The organism is Micromonospora sp. bgisy143, from assembly GCF_057708145.1.
The window spans coordinates 1-17,956 of sequence record NZ_JBYIRN010000004.1 but is presented as its reverse complement, the minus strand read 5'-3'; the positions used below and the strand labels follow the sequence as shown (position 1 = coordinate 17,956).

The following is a 17,956-nucleotide window of genomic DNA, read 5'->3' as shown; positions in this document are numbered from 1 at the left end:
AGCCCGCCCCGCTCCGGGCGGTCAGGCTTGATCCCTGCGCGGGGCGGGCTGCCCCGGAAACCCTCTCGTGGGCACGGTTGTCGCCTTCGCCTTCGCGTCCGGCTCTGGGTGGGGCACCTTGTGGTCTTGCCTTGGGAAGGGTCCTTTTATGCGGGGCGGCGCATCTGGAGTTCGGTCAGGGCGGGGATCGTGGGGTGGGGGACCCGTACGCCGGTGTCCTTGAAGCCCAGCCGCTGGTAGGCCCGGTAGGCGCGGTCGTTGCCGACCACCACTTCCAGCAGCAGTTCCGGCCGGCCACAGGCCCGTGACCAGGCGGCCACCCCGTCGATCAGCTCGCCGAGGAGTCCGCTGCCCCGCCAGGCGGGCGTGACGTACACGGCGTAGACGACGGTCAGGTCGGGCTCGTCCGGGGCGGCCGTGCCACCGGCGTGCCCGACGAGCCGGCCGCCCGGGTCGGCGACGAACTGGGCGTTGTGCGGGCCGGTCGACGTGTACGCCACGCGGGCGGCGAACTCGTTGTGCGGTCGGGCCGCGGCGTCGGCCAGGGTCTCCAGGAAGGCCAACGGCGCGTCGGCGAGCATCTCCAGGCGCAGCGCCCGCATCCGGGCGGCGTCCTGCGGTCGTACGCGGTGGATCCGCGCCTGCCGCAGGGCCGCGGCGCCCGGGTCGGTGGTCATGTCCGCATGCCTACCACAGCCGGATGCACCCGCGCCCGGTGCGGCCGGAACTCCGCCACCCGCCCCAAACACAACCATCGTCATGAATCCGACGGACCCTCGGATCACCACGAATTATGCCCGATTTGTGGTCGTGCGCTCCCGTCACTCCTCGTGTAGCGTGCGATTTCGATCACCTCTTTCAGCGGTCGCCGTCGATCGCTGTGGCGGTGGTCCACGGGTGTCCGGCCGTGCCGGGCGTTCGGGCAGGCAACGCCGCGCAGAGTGAGGGAAGTGCACCGTGGCACAGGGTTCCGTGAAGTGGTTCAACGCCGAGAAGGGTTACGGCTTCATCGCCGTCGACGGCGGTCAGGACGTGTTCGTCCACTTCTCCGCGATCGAGATGGACGGTTACAAGGCGCTCGACGACGGTCAGCGGGTCGAGTTCGAAATCGCCCAGGGTCAGAAGGGCCCGCAGGCGGAGCACGTCCGCGTCATCGGCTGACCGATCCCCCCGATCTTCTCGCCGGCGGATCCGCCCGATCGGCTGGCGAGTCGGGGCTGCGGCGCGGACGCCGGCCCGGGAAGATCGTGAACCGTTCCAGCCGATGCTGAGGAGGGTTCATGACCGACCAGTCGCCGCCACCCGCCACACCCTCCGGGCCGGGTGAGCCGAGCCGGCCCGACCCCGCGTCGCCCGGCGACGGCTCCGGCGCGTCACCCGTGCCGGGCACCCCGCCCGTCCCGGGCGCTGGCCTGCCCGGTGCGTCACCCGCGCCGGGCACCCCGCCCGTCCCGGGCGCTGGCCTGCCGCACGCGGGCCCGCCGCCGCAGGGCTGGGACCCTGCGCAGGCATGGGGTCAGCCCAGCGGTCCGCCGCCGGGCTGGGATCCCGCCCAGGGAGCGTGGGCTCAGCCCGCCGGTCCGCCACCGCAGGGCTGGGCCTTCCCGCCCACCGGCGGCTACCCGCCGGGGGCCGGTCCCTACGGCGGGCAGCCGTGGTATCCGGGGGCGCCGACCGGCTGGTACCCGCCGGGTTACGGCCTCGACCCGAACGACGCCCTGGTCACGCCGCCCGGCGGCGGCATCGGGGCCTGGTTCGACCGGTTCTGGGGCGCGCTGCGCCGGGGCTGGCGGCAGTTGGTGCCGATCATGTTGCTCACCCAGGTCCTGCCGGCGGCGGTGCTCTCGGTCATCTCCTTCGGCGTGGACCCGTCAGCCGGGTGGGAGGCCCAGGCCGAGACAGACTCGACCGGGCTGCCGGACAACTTCGCCACCGGCCTGTTGACCGTCGTCGTCGTACTGGTCGTCGGCAGCCTGGTGATCGGCCTGGTGCAGGCGCTGGGCTGGGCTGCGGGCAGTTGGGTGATCACCCGGCAGGCGGCCGGTCAGCCCGCCGAACTCGACGCGGCGCTGCGGTACGGGCTGCGCCGGGCGGTCGGCCTGTGGGGCTGGACGCTGCTGGTCAGCCTGCTCGTCGGCATCGGGGTCTGTTTCTGCGTACTGCCCGGCATCTACCTGGCGTTCGCGTTGAGCATGGCCGGCCCGGTCTACCTGTTCGAGCGGGACAATCCGATCGGCCGGTCGTTCCGGATGTTCCACGACCGGCTTGGGCTGCTGCTCGGCCGGGTGGCCCTGGTAGGCGCAGCGGTGATCATCGGGACTGTGGTGTCCAGCATCCTGGAGTCGGTCGGCACCACGGCGTTCGGCGAGGATCCGTTCGCGTCCCCGGGGGCCGCGGTCGGGGTGGTGGTGGTCATCGGCATCGCGGCGGTGCTGGCCCTGCCGGCCCACCTCGCCCAGTTGGTCGGTCTCCTGATCACGTACGCCGAGCAACGCGCTCATGAGGGGCCCGTGAACGGGGCCACACTGGCGGCGGAACTCGGCTGACCGGGCTCATCGTGCTTGCACTCGGCAGGTGAGAGTGCTAAACAAGTCATTGGCACTCGCATACCGTGAGTGCCAATGGTCGGGACGGTGGGGCCTGGTTGTGCCGGTGTGGAGACACCGGGGCAGCACATGGCCGGTCGTCGCGGGCTATCCGGCCCGGCCGAAGGACGTCGTCGTCGCCAGGTGGCGACGTCCCAAGGTGCGTACACCAGGCGGCCCATCCGGGGACACATCTCGGGTGGCCCGTGAGTGTCCAGGAGGACAACGCCGTATGGCCAAGATGATCGCGTTCGACGAAGAGGCGCGCCGCGGCCTCGAGCGGGGCATGAACCAGCTCGCCGACGCCGTAAAGGTGACCCTCGGCCCCAAGGGCCGCAACGTCGTGCTCGAGAAGAAGTGGGGTGCCCCCACCATCACCAACGATGGTGTGAGCATCGCCAAGGAGATCGAGCTCGAGGACCCGTACGAGAAGATCGGCGCCGAGCTGGTCAAGGAGGTCGCCAAGAAGACCGACGACGTCGCCGGTGACGGCACGACGACGGCGACCGTCCTGGCCCAGGCCCTGGTTCGCGAGGGCCTGCGCAACGTGGCCGCCGGTGCCAACCCGATGGCCCTGAAGCGGGGCATCGAGGCCGCGGTCGCGAGCGTCTCGGAGGGGCTGTCCAAGCTCGCCAAGGACGTCGAGACCAAGGAGCAGATCGCCTCCACCGCCTCCATCTCCGCTGGTGACACCAGCGTCGGCGAGATCATCGCCGAGGCGATGGACAAGGTCGGCAAGGAAGGCGTCATCACCGTCGAGGAGAGCAACACCTTCGGGCTGGAGCTGGAGCTCACCGAGGGTATGCGCTTCGACAAGGGCTACATCTCGGCCTACTTCATGACCGACCCGGAGCGTATGGAGGCCGTCTTCGACGACCCGTACCTCCTGATCGTCAACAGCAAGATCTCGTCGGTCAAGGACCTGCTCCCGATCCTGGAGAAGGTCATGCAGTCGGGCAAGCCGCTGCTGATCATCGCCGAGGACATCGAGGGCGAGGCCCTGGCCACCCTGGTCGTCAACAAGGTCCGGGGCACCTTCAAGTCGGTCGCCGTCAAGGCGCCGGGCTTCGGTGACCGCCGCAAGGCCATGCTCGCCGACATCGCCATCCTCACCGGTGGTCAGGTCATCAGCGAGGAGGTCGGCCTCAAGCTCGACGCCGTCGGCGTCGACATGCTGGGCCGCGCCCGCAAGGTCGTGGTGACCAAGGACGAGACCACCATCGTCGACGGTGCCGGTGACGCCGAGCAGATCCAGGGCCGGGTCAACCAGATCCGGGCCGAGATCGACAAGAGCGACTCCGACTACGACCGCGAGAAGCTGCAGGAGCGGCTGGCCAAGCTGGCCGGTGGCGTTGCGGTCATCAAGGTCGGCGCGGCCACCGAGGTCGAGCTGAAGGAGCGCAAGCACCGCATCGAGGACGCCGTTCGCAACGCGAAGGCGGCCGTCGAGGAGGGCATCGTCCCGGGTGGTGGTGTGGCGCTGGTGCAGGCCGGCAAGACCGCCTTCGACAAGCTGGACCTGGTCGGCGACGAGGCGACCGGTGCCAACATCGTCAAGGTCGCGCTGGACGCCCCGCTGCGGCAGATCGCCGTCAACGCCGGCCTCGAGGGCGGCGTCGTGGTGGAGAAGGTCCGTAACCTCGAAGCGGGTCACGGCCTCAACGCCGCCAACGGCGAGTACGTCGACCTGCTGGCCGCGGGCATCATCGACCCGGCCAAGGTGACCCGTTCGGCGCTGCAGAACGCGTCGTCGATCGCCGCGCTGTTCCTCACCACCGAGGCCGTCGTCGCGGACAAGCCGGAGAAGACCCCGGCCGCCCCGGCTGGCCCGGGTGGCGGGGACATGGACTTCTGAGTCCAGTTCCGACACACCGAACGGGGCGGGCCGCTGACGCGGTCCGCCCCGTTCGTCGTCAGGTGGGCAGTGGGCGCTGGTTACGGCGCTTCTGCGCCCGGTCGTACGGCGGCAGCAACTGGATCGGCGCGTCCACCATCTCCTGCGGTTCCTCGGTGGCCGGTCGGCCGTCGGCGCTCATCTCGGCCAGTTGCTCGGCGTCGCCGTAGTCCAGTCGGTCGAACGGCAGTTGGCCGGGCAGCTCGCCGACCGGTTTCCAGGTGATCGGCGGGCCGTCCTCGGTCTGGTCGTCATCCGCGGTCATGGCTGCCTCCTCTACCGAAACGGTAGGGGGCGTCGATGCTCGACGCGGACGAATGGATCAATGTCCCATTTGCCCGCTATTGCGCCCCGAGGTGCCGCCGGTACAGGAAGAAGACCCGCTCGATCCGCGCGCCCGCGCTGCCCGAGTAGAACGGCACCGGCCCCACCCAGCCGATCTCCGCCCGGTCCAGACCCGCCGCCCGCTGGTCCCGCAGGCAGCGCCGAAGCAGTACCCCGCCGATGCCCGAACCCTCGGCGGCCGGGGCGGTGCCCATCGGCCCGAACCAGCTCGGCCGTGACGACCCGTAGGCGGCGAAACCCAGCACCTCGCCGGCCCGCTCCGCCAGGTGGCAGCCGGCCCCCGCGCGGCCCACCGATCCGACCAGCTCACCGTCCCAGGCGCCGCCGAAGGTGGACCGGGCGAACGCGGTCAGCGCCGGCAGGTCCGCGGGCTCGGCCCGCCGTACCGTGATGCCCTGCCCGGCCAGCCGCCGCTCGGCGGCCTCCGTCGACCGCAGCGCCGGCGACCCGTCGTACGACAGGTCCGCCGTCATGTTCCAGGCGGTCCGGTCCTGCCGGTAGCCGAGCGCCAGGGCCGCGCACACCGCCGGCGTGTACCGCACGTCGATGCCCGGCCAGGCGTAGTACGGCGGGTGTCCGGCCAGCAGCACCTCGGTGACGCCCTGCCCGGCGAGCGCCCGCTCGGCCCCGGCGAGCAGCGCACGGCCCACACCCCGGCGGCGCTGCTCCGGCAGTACGGCGACCAGGTCCACGTGCCCGACACCCGGCTCGGTCGGTGACACCGAGCAGAGCACCACCCCGACCAGATCGTCGGCCCGGTACGCCCCCAGCCCGATCACCGTCCGGTCGACCGCGGCCCGGGGCCAGAGGACGTCCACGATGGCGTCCGCCTCGGCGGCGTCCTCCGGCAGGTCGAGTGCCTGCGCGCAGAGCCGCGCCACGGTGGGCGCGAGATCGAGGGCCAGTTCGGTGACGGTGATCTCGGCGTCCATGGTCGCCGACCCTAGATCACCAGTCGTCGTCCGCCCTGCTCACCCCCGGGCGGCGCGGACGGCGGCGTACGCGTCGACCTGGCCGGCGCCGGTGACGTTCGCCGGAGTCCCGCAGGCGTCGCCGGGATTGCGGGAGCGGTACGTCGGTTCGGCCGGCGTGGCGGTGTCCCGCAGGATCTGCCGGGTCCGGGCCAGATCGCCGATCAACGTCGGGTTCGCCGACCACATGAGCGCGACCACTCCCGCCACCTGCGGGGTCGCCATCGACGTGCCGTCCAGCGCCGCGTACCCGCCGCCGGGCATGGCCGACACCACGCCCACCCCGGGGGCCAGCACGTCCGGCTTGCCCACCCCGCCCGGCACCGGCCCGCGCGAGGAGAACTCCGCCACCCGCCGCTGCGCGTCCACCGCGCCCACGGTCAGCACGCTCGCGTACGGCGCGGGTGGGTCGTCGATGGACGCGCACCACGGGCCGGTGTTGCCGGCGGCGGCGACCACGAAGATCCCGGCCGCGTCCAGCGCCGTGGCGGCCGGCAGCAACGCGTCCCGGTCGCAGCCCTCGATCGTCGGGCAGCCCCACGAGTTGGTCAGCACCTGCGGGGCGCGCTCCGGCCGCCCGTCCGTGAACGGGTCGCCGCCGGTGGGGAAGGGCGCAAGCATGAACTGGAGGCAGTCCAGGTAGTGCGCCGGGCTGCCCAGGTTGCGGTCCAGGTTGACGCAGCCCACCCACTGCGCGTCCGGGGCGACGCCGATGCCGTTGCGCCCGACCGCGCTGCCCACCGTGTGGGTGCCGTGCCCGCCCTGGTCGGTCGGCGCCCGGGTGCCGTCCCACGGGTCGTACCAGGAGTCGTCGCCGCCCCGGAACCCCTGCCGCAGCGCCGGATGGCCGCCGTCCACGCCGGAATCGGAACTGCCGACCACGATCCCCGTGCCGGTCACCCCGAGCTGGGACCAGACCCGGTCCGCGCCGAGCTGACGGATGTTCCACTCCGGGCCGGTCGGTGCCGGCGCGGTGCCCCGATTCTGCCCCGCCGGGGCGGGCAGTGGCCGTAGCCGCTGGCTGACCAGTACCCGGGCCACCTCGGGCCGGCGTGCGAGCCAGGCGCGTACGGCCGGACCGCCGTCCACCTCGACCGCGTTGACCAGGTAGTACGGCACCGGGTCGAGCCGTAGCCGTCCCGCCGTGCGCCGCAGGTCGGCCTGGGTGCGGTCGGCGGTCGCCACCAGTCGCCGGTAGACCTCCGCCGCCCGGGCGTCCCGTCCGGCCTGCCCGGGGGTCCCGGCCGGGATGCCGCTCAGGTCGGCCTGCTCGCGCAGCACCACCAGCAGCCGCTCGCCGTACAGGCCGGGCTGACCGGGTCCGACGTCCACCACGCCTACCGTCACCAGCAGGACCGCCGCCGCCAGCGCGGCGACCCGGCGATTCGGGGTACGTGCCGCCGGGCGGGCCAGCAGCACCCCGTACCCGATGGCGAGGACGACCGCGACGGCGAGGCCGACGCCGGCGCCGGCCGCCACCCAGAACGGCACGTCGCGGGTGCCGACCAGCAGCAGGGTGATCTCCTCCGGATCGGTGAACGCCAGCGGCCCGAGCGTGGCCAGGCCCACCAGCCAGCCGGTCGCGGTCCGGGCGGCGCGGACCGGACCGGTCGTGTCGACGCCGGGACGCGCGGCCGCGACCGGGTCGGCGGCCGCGCCGGGCTGGGCGGCCGCGACGGGCGCGGTGGCGGCGGGCCTCAAGGTTGCGGCCCAGAGCGCGGCGAGCACGAAGCCGGTGGGCGGCAGCGTCAGCAGGGCGGGCAACTGCGCGCCGGACTGGCCCGTTCCGGCCGCGAGCAGCAGCAGCGCCACCCCGGCGACCAGCCCGCCGACCAGCACCAGCCGGGCCGGTCGGGGTGGCCGGCCGACCGCGAACCGGTGCCAGAAGGTGGTGTCCAGCAGGGTGCCCGCCAGCACGCCCAGCGCGGCGGCGGCCAGGGCCGCGAGGGCGGTCTCCAGCAGTCCGCCGAGCGCGCCCAGCCAGACCCAGGGCAGCAACAGGGCCAGCCCGGCGGCGACCGCGAGCAGCGGCACCGCGCCCCACCGGCGCGAGCCGCGCCCGGCCTTCTCCGCGCCGCCGGTGGCCTCCGTCCGCGTGGCGTCGGCCCGCGCCGGGTCGGCATCGGATCGCGTGGGGTCGGTGGGCGTGGCAGCGGTCCGTGCCGTGTCACCCTCGTCGCCCAGCGCCGGGCCGTCGCCCGGGCCGGCCGGCCGGGGGTACGCCCGCCGGCGCGCCGACCACCGCACGGCGAGCGCGCCGAGCAGCGCCGTCGCGGCCAGCAGGGCGAGGTACGCCTCGTGGTGCACGGGCGGGACCGCCCGTAGCAGGCTGAGTAGCCCGAGGGCCAGCGCACCGAGCAGCCAGAGGTGTCCGGTGGCCCGGACGGCGGCCGAGCGGGGCAGCAGGGCCAGCAGCAGGGCGGGCGTGCCGGCCAGGACGACGGCGGTCAGGCCGAGCGCCGGCCAGAGCCAGCCCACCCGGTCGCGTCCGAAGCTCAGCAGGACCTGATCGGTCAGCCAGCCACCGGTCTGGGTGGCCGCGGTGACCGCGACGATCCAGCAGCCGACGAACACGGCCGCGACCACCGGCCACGGGGAGCTGCGGTCGCCGCTTCCAGGTTGACCATGCATCCGAGAACCTTACGGCCAGCTCGAAGATCTTCAACGGTTTCCGTCAGCGATCTGCGGTGGGTCGACGTGGACCGGGGACGGCATGGGGCGGGCGGCACATGTCGACCAGCGCGGACGGCGGTTACGGTGGATGAGTGCGTGATCCCAATGTCTCCCGATCCGTCGCCGGCCAGCTCTCGCCGATCCGTCGTACGGCGGACCTGCGCCGACTCCGCGCCGAACGCTTCGACGTACTGGTCATCGGGGGTGGGGTGACCGGTGCCGGTGCCGCCCTGGACGCGGCGTCCCGGGGCCTGAAGGTGGCCCTGGTCGAGGCGCGCGATCTCGCCTCGGGCACGTCGAGCCGGTCCAGCAAGCTGATCCACGGCGGGCTGCGTTACCTGGAGCAGTTGGAGTTCCACCTGGTCCACGAGGCGCTGACCGAGCGCGGTCTGCTGGCGACCCGGCTCGCGCCGCACCTGGTCCGCCCGGTGCCGTTCCTCGTGCCGCTGCCCGCCGGCCGGGGTCTGCGCGACCTGCCGGCGCGGGTCTTCCGCCGGTCGTACTACGGCGCCGGTGTGGCCGCGTACGACGTCTTCGCCGGCCTCTTCGGCACCGGGCGGGGTATGCCGCTGCACCGGCACCTGACCCGGGAGGGGGCCCGGCGGATCTTCCCGAGTCTGCGCGCCGACGCCCTGGCCGGTGCGATCCGCTACTACGACGGGCAGGTCGACGACGCCCGGCTGGTCGTCACCCTGGCCCGCACCGCCGCCAGCCTCGGCGCCACGGTGGTGAGCAGCGCCCGTGCCGTCGGGCTGATCCGGCAGGCGCGGGAGGTGACCGGCGTCCGCGTCCGCGACCTGGAGGCACCGGCCGGTTCGCCGGACGCGGAGTTCGAGGTGCACGCCCGCACCGTCATCGCGGCCACCGGCGTCTGGAGCGACGACATGTCCCGGATGCTCAACGACGTGGGCCTGCGGCCCGGCATCCGGGTGCGTGCCTCGAAGGGGGTGCACCTGGTGGTGCCCCGCTCGGCGATCACCGGGGAGACGGGGCTCATCCTGCGTACGGCGACGTCGGTGCTCTTCGTCATCCCGTGGGGCGGGCACTGGATCATCGGCACGACGGACACCGACTGGCGGCTGGACCGGTCCCACCCGGCGGCCTCGGCACGCGACATCGACTACCTGTTGCAGCAGGTCAACACCGTGCTGGACCGGCCGTTGACCACCGCTGACATCGAGGGCGTCTACGCCGGGCTGCGTCCCCTGCTGGCGGGCGAGGCCGACTCGACCTCGAAGCTGTCCCGGGAGCACGCGGTGTTCGAGCCGATGCTCGGGCTGCTGCTGGTGGCCGGCGGCAAGTACACGACGTACCGGGTGATGGCGTCCGACGTGGTCGACCGGGCCGTACGCCGATTGGGGGGAGGGCGGGCGTCACGGACCGCCGACCTGCCGCTGCTCGGTGCCGACGGGTACGCGGCGCTGTGGCGGGACCGGGCCGACCTGGCCCGGCGGCACGGCGTCCCGGTGGGCGTGGTGGAGCACCTGCTGGAGCGGTACGGCAGCCTCACCCTCGACCTGCTGGCGTTGGTCGACGCCGAGCCGCTGCTCGCGTCACCGCTGGCCGGTGCTCCGGAGTACCTGGCGGCGGAGGTCGCCTACGCGGCGCGGGCCGAGGGGGCGCTGCACCTGGAGGACGTGCTGACGCGACGCACCCGGATCTCGTTCGAGACCAGCCACCGTGGGCTGGAGTCGGCGGAGCACGCGGCCGAGTTGATGGGTGCGGTGCTGGGCTGGGACGCGGCGACCCGGGCCCGCGAGGTCGAGCACTACCGTGCGCGGGTCGAGGCGGAGCGCCGGTCCCAACTCATGCCGGACGACGCCGGCGCGGATGCCGCCCGGCTCGGGGTGCCGGACGCACGCGGTTACGCGGCGGACCGGGGCGGCGACGATCAGGCGGAACTGCGGCCGACGGCGAGCTGACCGAAATGTAACGTTACCGAGTGGTAGCTATCGATAGCAGCCCGGATGGTGGTTTCGAACGCTACCTACGGTGGGGTAGGTTTCCGCGCGTGCTGTACCGTGCGCGCCGCCGTCTGCTCGCCCCTGTCCTCGCCGTGGTGCTCGTCGGTGCCCTGGCCGGGTGTTCGCTGTTCGGTGGCGACGACGCCGAGACACCGGCCGCGCCGCCGCCCGCCGGCACGGCGGCCGGGGTCTCGGCCCCCGAGCCCCCGACGACGGTGGCCGTGGGTCAGGTCAGCCTGCTCCAGCGGCTCGGCGCCGACGCCCCGCTGCGCACCCTGAGCGTCGAGAAGGACGGCTCGTGGCAGTGCCTCGACTGCGCCGGCGACGGGGTGACCTCCCGGGGCCGGCTGGCGCCGGAGCAGACCGAGCGGTTGCAGGTGTTGCTCGCCGACCCCCGGCTCGCCGAGGAGACCGACCAGGTCCGGCGGTACCGGACCACCTGCATCGACGCGCTGACGTCGAGCCTGCTCACCTCGTCCGGCCTGATCACCTCGCAGGACTGCCCGGGCGAGGAACGCCCGCCGGTGGCCGGCGAGATCCTGTTGCTGCTCACCCAGGCCACGCCCGCCGAGGTCAAGGGCTGATCGCAGCCCCTCAGAGCACCTTGCCGGGGTTGAGCAGGCCGGCCGGGTCCAGCGCCGACTTGATCGCCTGGTGCACCCGGACGCCGACCGGGCCGATCTCGGTCGCCAGCCAGTCCCGCTTGAGCAGGCCCACGCCGTGCTCGCCGGTGCAGGTGCCGCCCAGGTCCAGGCCGAGGCGCATGATCTCATCGAACGCCCGCCGGCCCCGCCGTACGCTCTCCGGATCGGCCCGGTCGACGACGATGTTCGGGTGCATGTTGCCGTCCCCGGCGTGCCCCACCACGCCGATCGGCACCTCGCACTCCGCCGCGATCCGGGCCACGCCGTCGAGCAGCGCGGCGAGCGCACCCCGCGGCACCGCCACGTCGTCGATCACCAGACCGCCGCTGCCGCCGGGGTGGGTGTCAGCGGCGAACTTCTCCATCGCCGGGTGGGCCAGCCGACGGGCCTGCAACAACGCCGCCGCCTCCAGCGTGTCGGTGGCCGCGTAGACCTCCTCGGCGCCGGCCGCCTCGCACACCTGCGCCACGGCGGCCAGGTCGTCGGCCGCCCGGTCGCCGGTGTCGACGGCGGCCAGCAGCAGGGCCTGCGCGTCGGTCCGCAGACCCATCGGCCGGTACGCCTCGATCGCCCGCAGGTGGGTCTGGTCCAGCAACTCCAACAGGCTGGGGGTGAGACCCTGCGCGGCGATCTGGGCCACCGCCGTACCCGCCGCCGCCGTGGATCCGAAGACCGCCACCAGCGTCAACGAGTCGGCCGGGGCGGGTCGCAGCGCCACCGTCACCTCGGTGATCACGCCGAGGGTGCCCTCCGAGCCGACGAAGAGCCGGGTCAGGTCGTAGCCCGCGACGCCCTTGGCGGTACGCCGGCCGGTGCGCAGCACCTCACCGGAGGCGAGCACGACCTCCAGGCCCAGCACGTACTCGGTGGTCACGCCGTACTTCACGCAGCACATGCCACCCGCGTTGGTGGCCACGTTGCCGCCGATGGTGGACGACTCCCAGGAGCCGGGGTCCGGCGGGTACCAGAGCCCCTGCTTCGCGACCGCCTGCGCCAGCGCGGCGTTGACCACGCCCGGCTGCACGACCGCGATCCGGCTCACCGGGTCGATCTCCCGGATCTCGTCCATCGCGACGGTGCTGAGCACCACCGAACCGTCCACCGCGTTCGCCGCGCCGGCCAGCCCGGTCCGCGCGCCCTGCGGCACGACCGGTACGCCGTGCCGGGCCGCCGCCCGGACCACCGCGACCACCTGTTCGGTGCTCCGGGGGCGGGTCACCACGAGGGGTACGCCGGCGGCGCATAGGTCGGCCTCGTCACGCTGGTGCACGCGTAGCAGGTCCGGGTCGGTGAGCACGGCGTTCTCGCCCAGGGCGGCGCGCAGGTCGTCGAGGAGTCCGGTGGGGGCCATGCCGCCGAGGCTAGGTCGCCTGCCACCGATCATCAACGCGGGCTAGCTTTGGTGACATGCTCTACCTGGACCGGCCTGCCTGGCCGTGGCGCGGTCGGCTCTGGTCGCACCTGATCAGCGACGTCTCCTACGCCGAGTTGCACGCCTTCGCCGAGGCGCTGGGCGCACCCCGGCGCGGCTTCGACCGGGACCACTACGACATCCCGGCCGACCGGTTCGCGGCTGCGGTGTGGCTGGGCGCCCGGGTGGTGCCGAGCCGGGAACTGGTCCGGCTGCTCCGGGCCGCCGACCTGCGTCGCCCGAAGCACCTCAGCGGTTCGCCGGCCCGGTGAGTACGGCCAACTCGCGGCGCAGGTTGTCGCGGGCCGGCGCCTCCCACCGTCGCGCCAGCGGCGGCAGCCGGAACAGCGCGGGCAGCGCCAGCAACCCGTTGAGGGCGCTGGCCCGGCCGCTGCGGAAGGCCGGGTCGGGCACGTGCGCGTACTCCCGTCGGATGGCCGCCGCGTAGCGGTCGTAGTCGGCCGGCGGGTCGGCCAGCACGGCGAGGTCCGCGTCGCAGAGCAGCGCGCCGTCGGGGTCGTCCGCCGGCACCCGGTGTCCGGCGGTGAGCAGGACCAGCCGGCGGACCTCGGCCACCGCGGGTTCGGGCACCCCGAGCCCGGTGAGCAGGCTCCCGGCCAGCGCCGCGCTGTCCCGTTCGTTGGCGTCGCCGACGGCCCGGGGATCGTAGACCGCGTCGTGACACCAGGCCGCCAACCGGACCAGGTCGGGCCGTCCGGCCAGCCCGGCATGGCGGTCCACCACGTCGAGCACGGCGACCAGGTGCGTGATGGTGTGGTAGTGCCGGTGCGGCTCCCGCCAGCGGGCGAGCAGCCGCTCACCGGCCCGGGTCAGGTGCTCGTCCGGTTTCGCACCGGCGGCGCGGGCCGCCGCCCACCACCGTTCCCGCAGATCGGCCACCGCCCGAGTCTGCCGCATTCCCGCGCCGCGCACGCCCGGGGGAGGATTCAGCGGGCCCGCCACGGGTAGTCGCGCCCATGGCGGCGGCCCGGGACAAGAGACCTTCGATGGTGCGGCGTGCGCCGCTGCGCGAGGGACTGGTCGACGTCGACGGGGCGCGCATCGCCGAGGCCACCGAACAGCTCAAGCACCGCGGCCGGGCCACCCTGCACGACCGGCTGCACCGGGTACGGATGGCCGGCGGGCTGGCCGTGCAGGCCGGGTTGGCGGCCGGCCTCGCGTACCTCGTCTCGCACAAGCTGCTCGGCAACCCGCAACCGGTCTTCGCGCCGATCTCCGCGGTCGGCACCCTGGCCGCCTCGGTGGGACAACGGTTCCGCCGGACCGTGGAGCTGATCGTCGGGGTGGGCGTCGGGGTGGCCGTCGGCGACCTGCTGATCTACTTCCTCGGCACCGGCGCGTGGCAACTCGGCCTGGTGGTCACGGTGGCGATCCTGCTCACCATCTTCGCCGGGGCGAGCGTGGCCATCGTCATCCAGGCGGCGGCCACGGCGGTGCTGATCGTGACGCTCAGCCCGTCCACCCAGAACTTGGAGATCCCCCGCTTCGTCGACGCGTTCCTCGGCGGCGGGATCGCGTTGCTGGTGACCGCGGTGCTGCTACCGCTGAACCCGCTCCGGGTGATCAACCGGGCCGCCCGCCCGGCGCTGGACCTGCTCGCCGCGCAGCTCGACGCCACCGCCGACGGGTTACGCAACCGGGACCGCGGCACCATCCAGCGGGCGCTGGAACGGCTGCGCGACAACAAGCAGGAGCTGGCCACCCTGACCGAGGCGATCGAGGGCGCGAAGGAGACGGCGACCCTGTCACCGGCCCGTTGGCACCGCCGCGACGAACTCACCCACTACGCCGAGGCGGCCGACCCGATCGACCGCGCGATGCGGAACTCCGGCACGCTGATCCGCCGGTCCGTCACCCTGATCGAGGACGACGAGCCGGTACCGGACCCGATGCCGGACGCGATCGGCCACCTCGCCGAGTCGGTCCGGCTGCTCAAACACGAGTTCGCGGTGGGGGAGGAGCCACAGAAGGCGCGGGAGCGCTCGCTGCGGGCCGTCAGCGAGGCCGGTCGCGCGTACGGGGCCGGCGTCGGCTTCTCCGGCAGCGTCGTGATCGCCCAGGTCCGTACCACGGCAAGTGACCTGCTGGTGGCCTCCGGCATCGAGCAGGAGGAGGCGAACCGCTGGATCCGCACCTCCTTCGGCGACCAGGAGCGACCGGTGGGTGAACCGGCCGAACCGGGCGAGGCGCCGAAACCACCCACCGCGCCGCCGGTCGGCTGAACGCCGGGCTCAGGCCACCTCGGCGAGCGCCGCGAGCAGCCGGTCGACCTGGGCGGCGGTGCTGCCCAGACCGATGCTGGCCCGCAGCGCGGTCGACGGAAGATCCCTCCGGCCGGTACGCGTGGCCGCCTCGTCCAGCAGCCGGCGGGCCAGCGGGTGGGCGCAGAACAACCCGTCCCGTACGCCGATGTGGTGCTCGGCGGCGAGCCGGGCGGCCACCGTGGCGGAGTCCTGACCGGCGACCACGAACGACACGATGCCGACTCGGGGCGCGTCCGGGCCGAAGGTGCGCAACTCCACGACGTGCGGCAGGGCCGCGAGGCCGGCCCGCAGCCGGGCCAGCAACGCCTGTTCGTGGGCGGCGAGCGCGGCCCGGTCGGCGTCGGCCAGCGCCGCGCAGACCGCCGCCAGCGCCACCGCGCCCAGCAGGTTGGGGGTACCGCCCTCGTGCCGGGCCGGGCCGGTCGTCCAGGCCACGTCGTGGGTGGCCGGCCCGACGTGGCTGGTGGCCCCGCCGCCGGCCAGGTACGGCGGGGCGGCATCCAGCCAGTCCGCCCTGCCGACGAGCACCCCCGCGCCGAACGGGGCGTACAGCTTGTGACCGGAGACGGCCAGGTAGTCCACGTCGAGCGCCTGCTTGTCGACCAGCGCGTGCGGGGCGAGTTGCGCCGCGTCGAGGACGATGCGCGCGCCGTGCCGGTGGGCCACCCGGGCCAGCTCGGCGACCGGCCACAGCTCACCGGTGACGTTGCTCGCCCCGGTCACCGCGACCAGCACCGGCAGCGCGGGATTGCTGTCGCGGCGCAGTTCGGTCAGCGCGGCGGCGAGAGCGCGGACCGCCCCGGCCGGGTCGGCGGGCACCGGCAGTCGTACCGAGCCGCGCGGCCAGGGCAGCAGGTTCGCGTGGTGCTCACCGGCGAAGGTGACCACCGTCGTGCCGGCCGGCAACGAGCGGGCCAGCAGGTTGAGCGCGTCCGTGGTGTTCCGGGTGAAGACCACGTGGTCGTCCGCGCGGGCGCCGAGGAAGTCGCCGACCGTCTGCCGGGCCCGCTCGTAGGCCAGCGTGCAGCGCCGCGACAGCGCTCCCGCGCCCCGGTGCACGCTGGCGTACCAGGGCAGCAGTTCGGTGACCGCGTCGGCCGCGGCCCGCGCGCACGGCGCGGTGGCCGCGTAGTCCAGGTTGATCTCGCCGGGCACGCCCAGCACGTCGAGCGCCGCCGACGGCGAGGACGCGAGAGCGGGCAGGCTGGGCAGCGAGGGTACGAGAGTGACGGACACGCCGGAACCTCCGGGGTCAGGGACCCCGGGTGTGCTGTCGGGACGGGGTCCGCGCTTGCCCAGCACACCGATCGGGCTGGGCCCGGTCATCACCCGGGGCACCCCACCGCGAACTCGACGAGGGTTGCCGGCCAGCAAGCCGGGGCTTGACGCTGGCGCTCGTGACCTGCCGGCAGCATAGCGGCTGTGGATGCGACCGGACCAGCCGGCGGCGGATGGCTACGCTGACCGCATGGCCGACACCCCGCCCGGTGCCCCCCTGCCGTCGCCGCCGCACCCGCCGATGGCCCCGCCCGTCGGCGGGTCACCCGGGATCCCGCCGCGCCGCTTCGGCTGGCTGCGGTTCCTGGTGCTGGCCGGGGTGGTGCTGCTCATCGCCGCGTGCGCGGTCTTCATGGTCGTCCGCCTCGGCCAGTCGCTGGGGCTCGACGCGCTGCTCATCGGGGTGGGCGCCGCCATCCTGCCGGTGCCGGTGCTGGTCGCCTGCTTCCTCTGGCTGGACCGGTACGAACCGGAGCCCCTGAAGTACCTGATCTTCTGCTTCACCTGGGGCGCGTTCGTCTCCACCGCCGTCTCGCTGAACGTGAACGAGTTCGCCGCCGGGCGGTTCGCCGACTGGGGGCTGCCGGACGCGCTCACCGCCGTGCTGGTGGCGCCGTTCATCGAGGAGTTGACCAAGGCGCTCGGCCCGATCCTGCTGCTGGTGTTCCGGCGTCGGGAGTGGTCCGGGATCACCGACGGCCTGGTCTACTGCGGGCTCTCCGCGGTCGGCTTCGCCATGGTGGAGAACATCCTCTACCTGGGCGGGTACGGCTACGCGGCCGGCGCCGACCGGTACGGCCCGGCGACCGGCACCCAGCAGGTGATCGCCATCTTCATCGTGCGGATCCTGCTGTTCGGGTTCGCCCATCCCCTCTTCACCTCGATGACCGGTGTGGGGCTCGGGGTGGCCGCCCGTACCGCCGACCGGCGGGTCCGGGTGCTGGCCCCGATCGCCGGCCTGCTGCTGGCGATGATGCTGCACGGCACCTGGAACCTGCTGCCCACGCTGACCCAGGCCACCGGCGAAGCGGTGATCATGCTGTACGGCTTCCTGGGGCTGATGGTGCCGGTGTTCTTCGGGGTGGTCGGGCTGGCCGTGTGGCTGCGCGCCTGGGAGGGCCGGCTCACCGAGCGGACGCTGCCGGACTACGTACGCGCCGGCTGGTTGAGCCCGCCCGAGGTGGCCTCACTGAGCAGCCTGGGTCGTCGGCACGCCGCCCGGAGCTGGGCACGCCGCGTCGGCGGCGACGCCGGTGCGCGTGCCATGCGCGGGTACCAGCTCGCCGCGACCCGGCTGGCCCTGCTGCGCGACGGGACGCTGCGTGGTCTGGACCGTAAGCCGGCCGACCGGGAGCGGAGCGCCGTCGAGGAGCGGCAACTGCTGGAGGCGATCACCGCGTACCGGTCGTACTTCGTGGGCCGTGACCCGCAGGCCCCGGTCGGTGTCTGGGACGGTAGCCAGTACCACCTGCGCTTCCCGGACGGCACCCAGCGGTCGGTGACCGCACCCGACGAGCCGGTGGTGCCCATTCCGGTGGTGCTCGCCCCGCCGCCCCCGGTCAGCTACCCGCCGGCCGGCTGGCCCGGGTTGCGCCCGGCCGCGCCGTGGCCGCCCGGTAACGGCTGAGCGCGGCGGGCGGCGTCGCGGACCGGCGGGGTCAGGTCATCAGGGTGGTGAGGAAGTCGCCGAGCCCCTGGGCCATCGCGATCAACGCCGCCCCGATCGCCTTGAACATCTGCGCCGCGCCGTCCGGCCGGAACGCCATGAAGTAGATCAGGAAAGCGACGCTGCCCCAGGTCAGCAGCTTCTTCACGAATACCGGCATCGTCCCTCCCCAGGGCCACGGTCGCCGGCTGGCTTCCCGTCGTACGGTCCGACAAACGGCGCGGTCGGGCCCGGGGGTGG

The 17,956-nt window shown here is 73.8% G+C and carries 16 protein-coding genes and 1 riboswitch; of the genes, 8 read left to right on the top strand and 8 right to left on the bottom strand.

Features of this window, described 5'->3' with window-relative positions; genetic code table 11:
- Positions 1 to 146: 146 nt before the first annotated feature.
- The gene (locus AC3EN4_RS08035) at positions 147 to 677 is read right to left on the bottom strand and encodes a GNAT family N-acetyltransferase (protein WP_435205292.1); all 531 of its coding nucleotides are present in this window, start codon (positions 675 to 677) and stop codon (positions 147 to 149) included.
- A gap of 280 nt (positions 678 to 957) precedes the next feature.
- Between AC3EN4_RS08035 and AC3EN4_RS08030 the strand changes: the two genes are divergently transcribed.
- From AC3EN4_RS08030 to groL, 3 genes are all read left to right on the top strand, one after another.
- Positions 958 to 1,161, top strand: a complete 204-nt coding sequence (locus tag AC3EN4_RS08030; protein WP_124815530.1) for a cold-shock protein — start codon at positions 958 to 960, stop codon at positions 1,159 to 1,161.
- A 119-nt stretch (positions 1,162 to 1,280) separates the two neighbouring features.
- On the top strand, positions 1,281 to 2,546 hold the full coding sequence (locus AC3EN4_RS08025) for a hypothetical protein (RefSeq protein ID WP_435205291.1): 1,266 nt from the start codon (positions 1,281 to 1,283) through the stop codon (positions 2,544 to 2,546).
- A 271-nt stretch (positions 2,547 to 2,817) separates the two neighbouring features.
- Positions 2,818 to 4,440 carry a chaperonin GroEL gene (gene groL / locus AC3EN4_RS08020; protein ID WP_422737161.1) on the top strand — a complete coding sequence of 541 codons (1,623 nt, stop codon included), beginning with the start codon at positions 2,818 to 2,820 and terminating at the stop codon, positions 4,438 to 4,440.
- 58 nt (positions 4,441 to 4,498) lie between these two features.
- Here groL and AC3EN4_RS08015 read toward each other — a convergent pair whose 3' ends face one another.
- From AC3EN4_RS08015 to AC3EN4_RS08005, 3 genes are all read right to left on the bottom strand, one after another.
- Positions 4,499 to 4,744: a hypothetical protein gene (locus AC3EN4_RS08015; RefSeq protein ID WP_435205290.1), complete on the bottom strand. Its 246-nt coding sequence runs from the start codon at positions 4,742 to 4,744 to the stop codon at positions 4,499 to 4,501.
- A 76-nt stretch (positions 4,745 to 4,820) separates the two neighbouring features.
- Entirely contained in the window at positions 4,821 to 5,756 is a 936-nt protein-coding gene (locus AC3EN4_RS08010) for a GNAT family N-acetyltransferase (protein ID WP_435205289.1), read from the bottom strand.
- Positions 5,757 to 5,795: 39 nt separating this feature from the next.
- Positions 5,796 to 8,426 (bottom strand): S8 family serine peptidase, encoded by a 2,631-nt coding sequence (locus tag AC3EN4_RS08005; RefSeq protein ID WP_435205288.1) that lies wholly within the window; start codon positions 8,424 to 8,426, stop codon positions 5,796 to 5,798.
- A gap of 134 nt (positions 8,427 to 8,560) precedes the next feature.
- Here AC3EN4_RS08005 and AC3EN4_RS08000 point away from each other — a divergent pair, with 134 nt between their 5' ends.
- Positions 8,561 to 10,390, top strand: a complete 1,830-nt coding sequence (locus tag AC3EN4_RS08000) for a glycerol-3-phosphate dehydrogenase/oxidase (RefSeq protein ID WP_435205287.1) — start codon at positions 8,561 to 8,563, stop codon at positions 10,388 to 10,390.
- A gap of 89 nt (positions 10,391 to 10,479) precedes the next feature.
- Complete coding sequence (locus tag AC3EN4_RS07995) at positions 10,480 to 11,016, top strand: hypothetical protein (protein WP_435205286.1); 537 nt, start codon at positions 10,480 to 10,482, stop codon at positions 11,014 to 11,016.
- A 10-nt stretch (positions 11,017 to 11,026) separates the two neighbouring features.
- Here the strand turns inward: AC3EN4_RS07995 and AC3EN4_RS07990 are convergent, their stop codons facing one another.
- Positions 11,027 to 12,427, bottom strand: a complete 1,401-nt coding sequence (locus AC3EN4_RS07990) for an FAD-binding oxidoreductase (protein ID WP_435205285.1) — start codon at positions 12,425 to 12,427, stop codon at positions 11,027 to 11,029.
- 56 nt (positions 12,428 to 12,483) lie between these two features.
- Between AC3EN4_RS07990 and AC3EN4_RS07985 the strand changes: the two genes are divergently transcribed.
- On the top strand, positions 12,484 to 12,759 hold the full coding sequence (locus tag AC3EN4_RS07985; protein WP_435205284.1) for a DUF4031 domain-containing protein: 276 nt from the start codon (positions 12,484 to 12,486) through the stop codon (positions 12,757 to 12,759).
- Here the strand turns inward: AC3EN4_RS07985 and AC3EN4_RS07980 are convergent.
- Positions 12,737 to 13,387, bottom strand: coding sequence for an HD domain-containing protein (locus tag AC3EN4_RS07980; RefSeq protein ID WP_435205283.1), 651 nt, complete (start codon positions 13,385 to 13,387; stop codon positions 12,737 to 12,739). The two genes, AC3EN4_RS07985 and AC3EN4_RS07980, sit on opposite strands and share 23 nt — an antisense overlap.
- Before the next feature lie 107 nt (positions 13,388 to 13,494).
- Between AC3EN4_RS07980 and AC3EN4_RS07975 the strand changes: the two genes are divergently transcribed.
- Entirely contained in the window at positions 13,495 to 14,730 is a 1,236-nt protein-coding gene (locus AC3EN4_RS07975; protein ID WP_435205281.1) for an FUSC family protein, read from the top strand.
- A 9-nt stretch (positions 14,731 to 14,739) separates the two neighbouring features.
- Here AC3EN4_RS07975 and AC3EN4_RS07970 read toward each other — a convergent pair whose 3' ends face one another.
- The gene (locus AC3EN4_RS07970; protein ID WP_435205509.1) at positions 14,740 to 15,975 is read right to left on the bottom strand and encodes an aminotransferase class V-fold PLP-dependent enzyme; all 1,236 of its coding nucleotides are present in this window, start codon (positions 15,973 to 15,975) and stop codon (positions 14,740 to 14,742) included.
- 79 nt (positions 15,976 to 16,054) lie between these two features.
- Positions 16,055 to 16,175: riboswitch (SAM riboswitch) on the bottom strand.
- A 23-nt stretch (positions 16,176 to 16,198) separates the two neighbouring features.
- Between AC3EN4_RS07970 and AC3EN4_RS07965 the strand changes: the two genes are divergently transcribed.
- Positions 16,199 to 17,677, top strand: a complete 1,479-nt coding sequence (locus AC3EN4_RS07965) for a PrsW family intramembrane metalloprotease (protein ID WP_435205280.1) — start codon at positions 16,199 to 16,201, stop codon at positions 17,675 to 17,677.
- A 31-nt stretch (positions 17,678 to 17,708) separates the two neighbouring features.
- Here the strand turns inward: AC3EN4_RS07965 and AC3EN4_RS07960 are convergent, their stop codons facing one another.
- Positions 17,709 to 17,876, bottom strand: coding sequence for a hypothetical protein (locus tag AC3EN4_RS07960; protein ID WP_234588321.1), 168 nt, complete (start codon positions 17,874 to 17,876; stop codon positions 17,709 to 17,711).
- Positions 17,877 to 17,956 lie beyond the last annotated feature (80 nt).

Excerpts from the sequence above, each read along its gene's own strand:
- AC3EN4_RS08035 (WP_435205292.1), bottom strand. The coding sequence starts at position 677 with ATGACCACCGACCCGGGCGCCGCGGCCCTGCGGCAGGCGCGGATCCAC.
- AC3EN4_RS08025 (WP_435205291.1), top strand. The coding sequence starts at position 1,281 with ATGACCGACCAGTCGCCGCCACCCGCCACACCCTCCGGGCCGGGTGAG.
- groL (WP_422737161.1), top strand. The coding sequence starts at position 2,818 with ATGGCCAAGATGATCGCGTTCGACGAAGAGGCGCGCCGCGGCCTCGAG.
- AC3EN4_RS08015 (WP_435205290.1), bottom strand. The coding sequence starts at position 4,744 with ATGACCGCGGATGACGACCAGACCGAGGACGGCCCGCCGATCACCTGG.
- AC3EN4_RS08010 (WP_435205289.1), bottom strand. The coding sequence starts at position 5,756 with ATGGACGCCGAGATCACCGTCACCGAACTGGCCCTCGATCTCGCGCCC.
- AC3EN4_RS08005 (WP_435205288.1), bottom strand. The coding sequence starts at position 8,426 with ATGCATGGTCAACCTGGAAGCGGCGACCGCAGCTCCCCGTGGCCGGTG.
- AC3EN4_RS07990 (WP_435205285.1), bottom strand. The coding sequence starts at position 12,427 with ATGGCCCCCACCGGACTCCTCGACGACCTGCGCGCCGCCCTGGGCGAG.
- AC3EN4_RS07985 (WP_435205284.1), top strand. The coding sequence starts at position 12,484 with ATGCTCTACCTGGACCGGCCTGCCTGGCCGTGGCGCGGTCGGCTCTGG.
- AC3EN4_RS07975 (WP_435205281.1), top strand. The coding sequence starts at position 13,495 with ATGGTGCGGCGTGCGCCGCTGCGCGAGGGACTGGTCGACGTCGACGGG.
- AC3EN4_RS07965 (WP_435205280.1), top strand. The coding sequence starts at position 16,199 with ATGCGACCGGACCAGCCGGCGGCGGATGGCTACGCTGACCGCATGGCC.
- AC3EN4_RS07960 (WP_234588321.1), bottom strand. The coding sequence starts at position 17,876 with ATGCCGGTATTCGTGAAGAAGCTGCTGACCTGGGGCAGCGTCGCTTTC.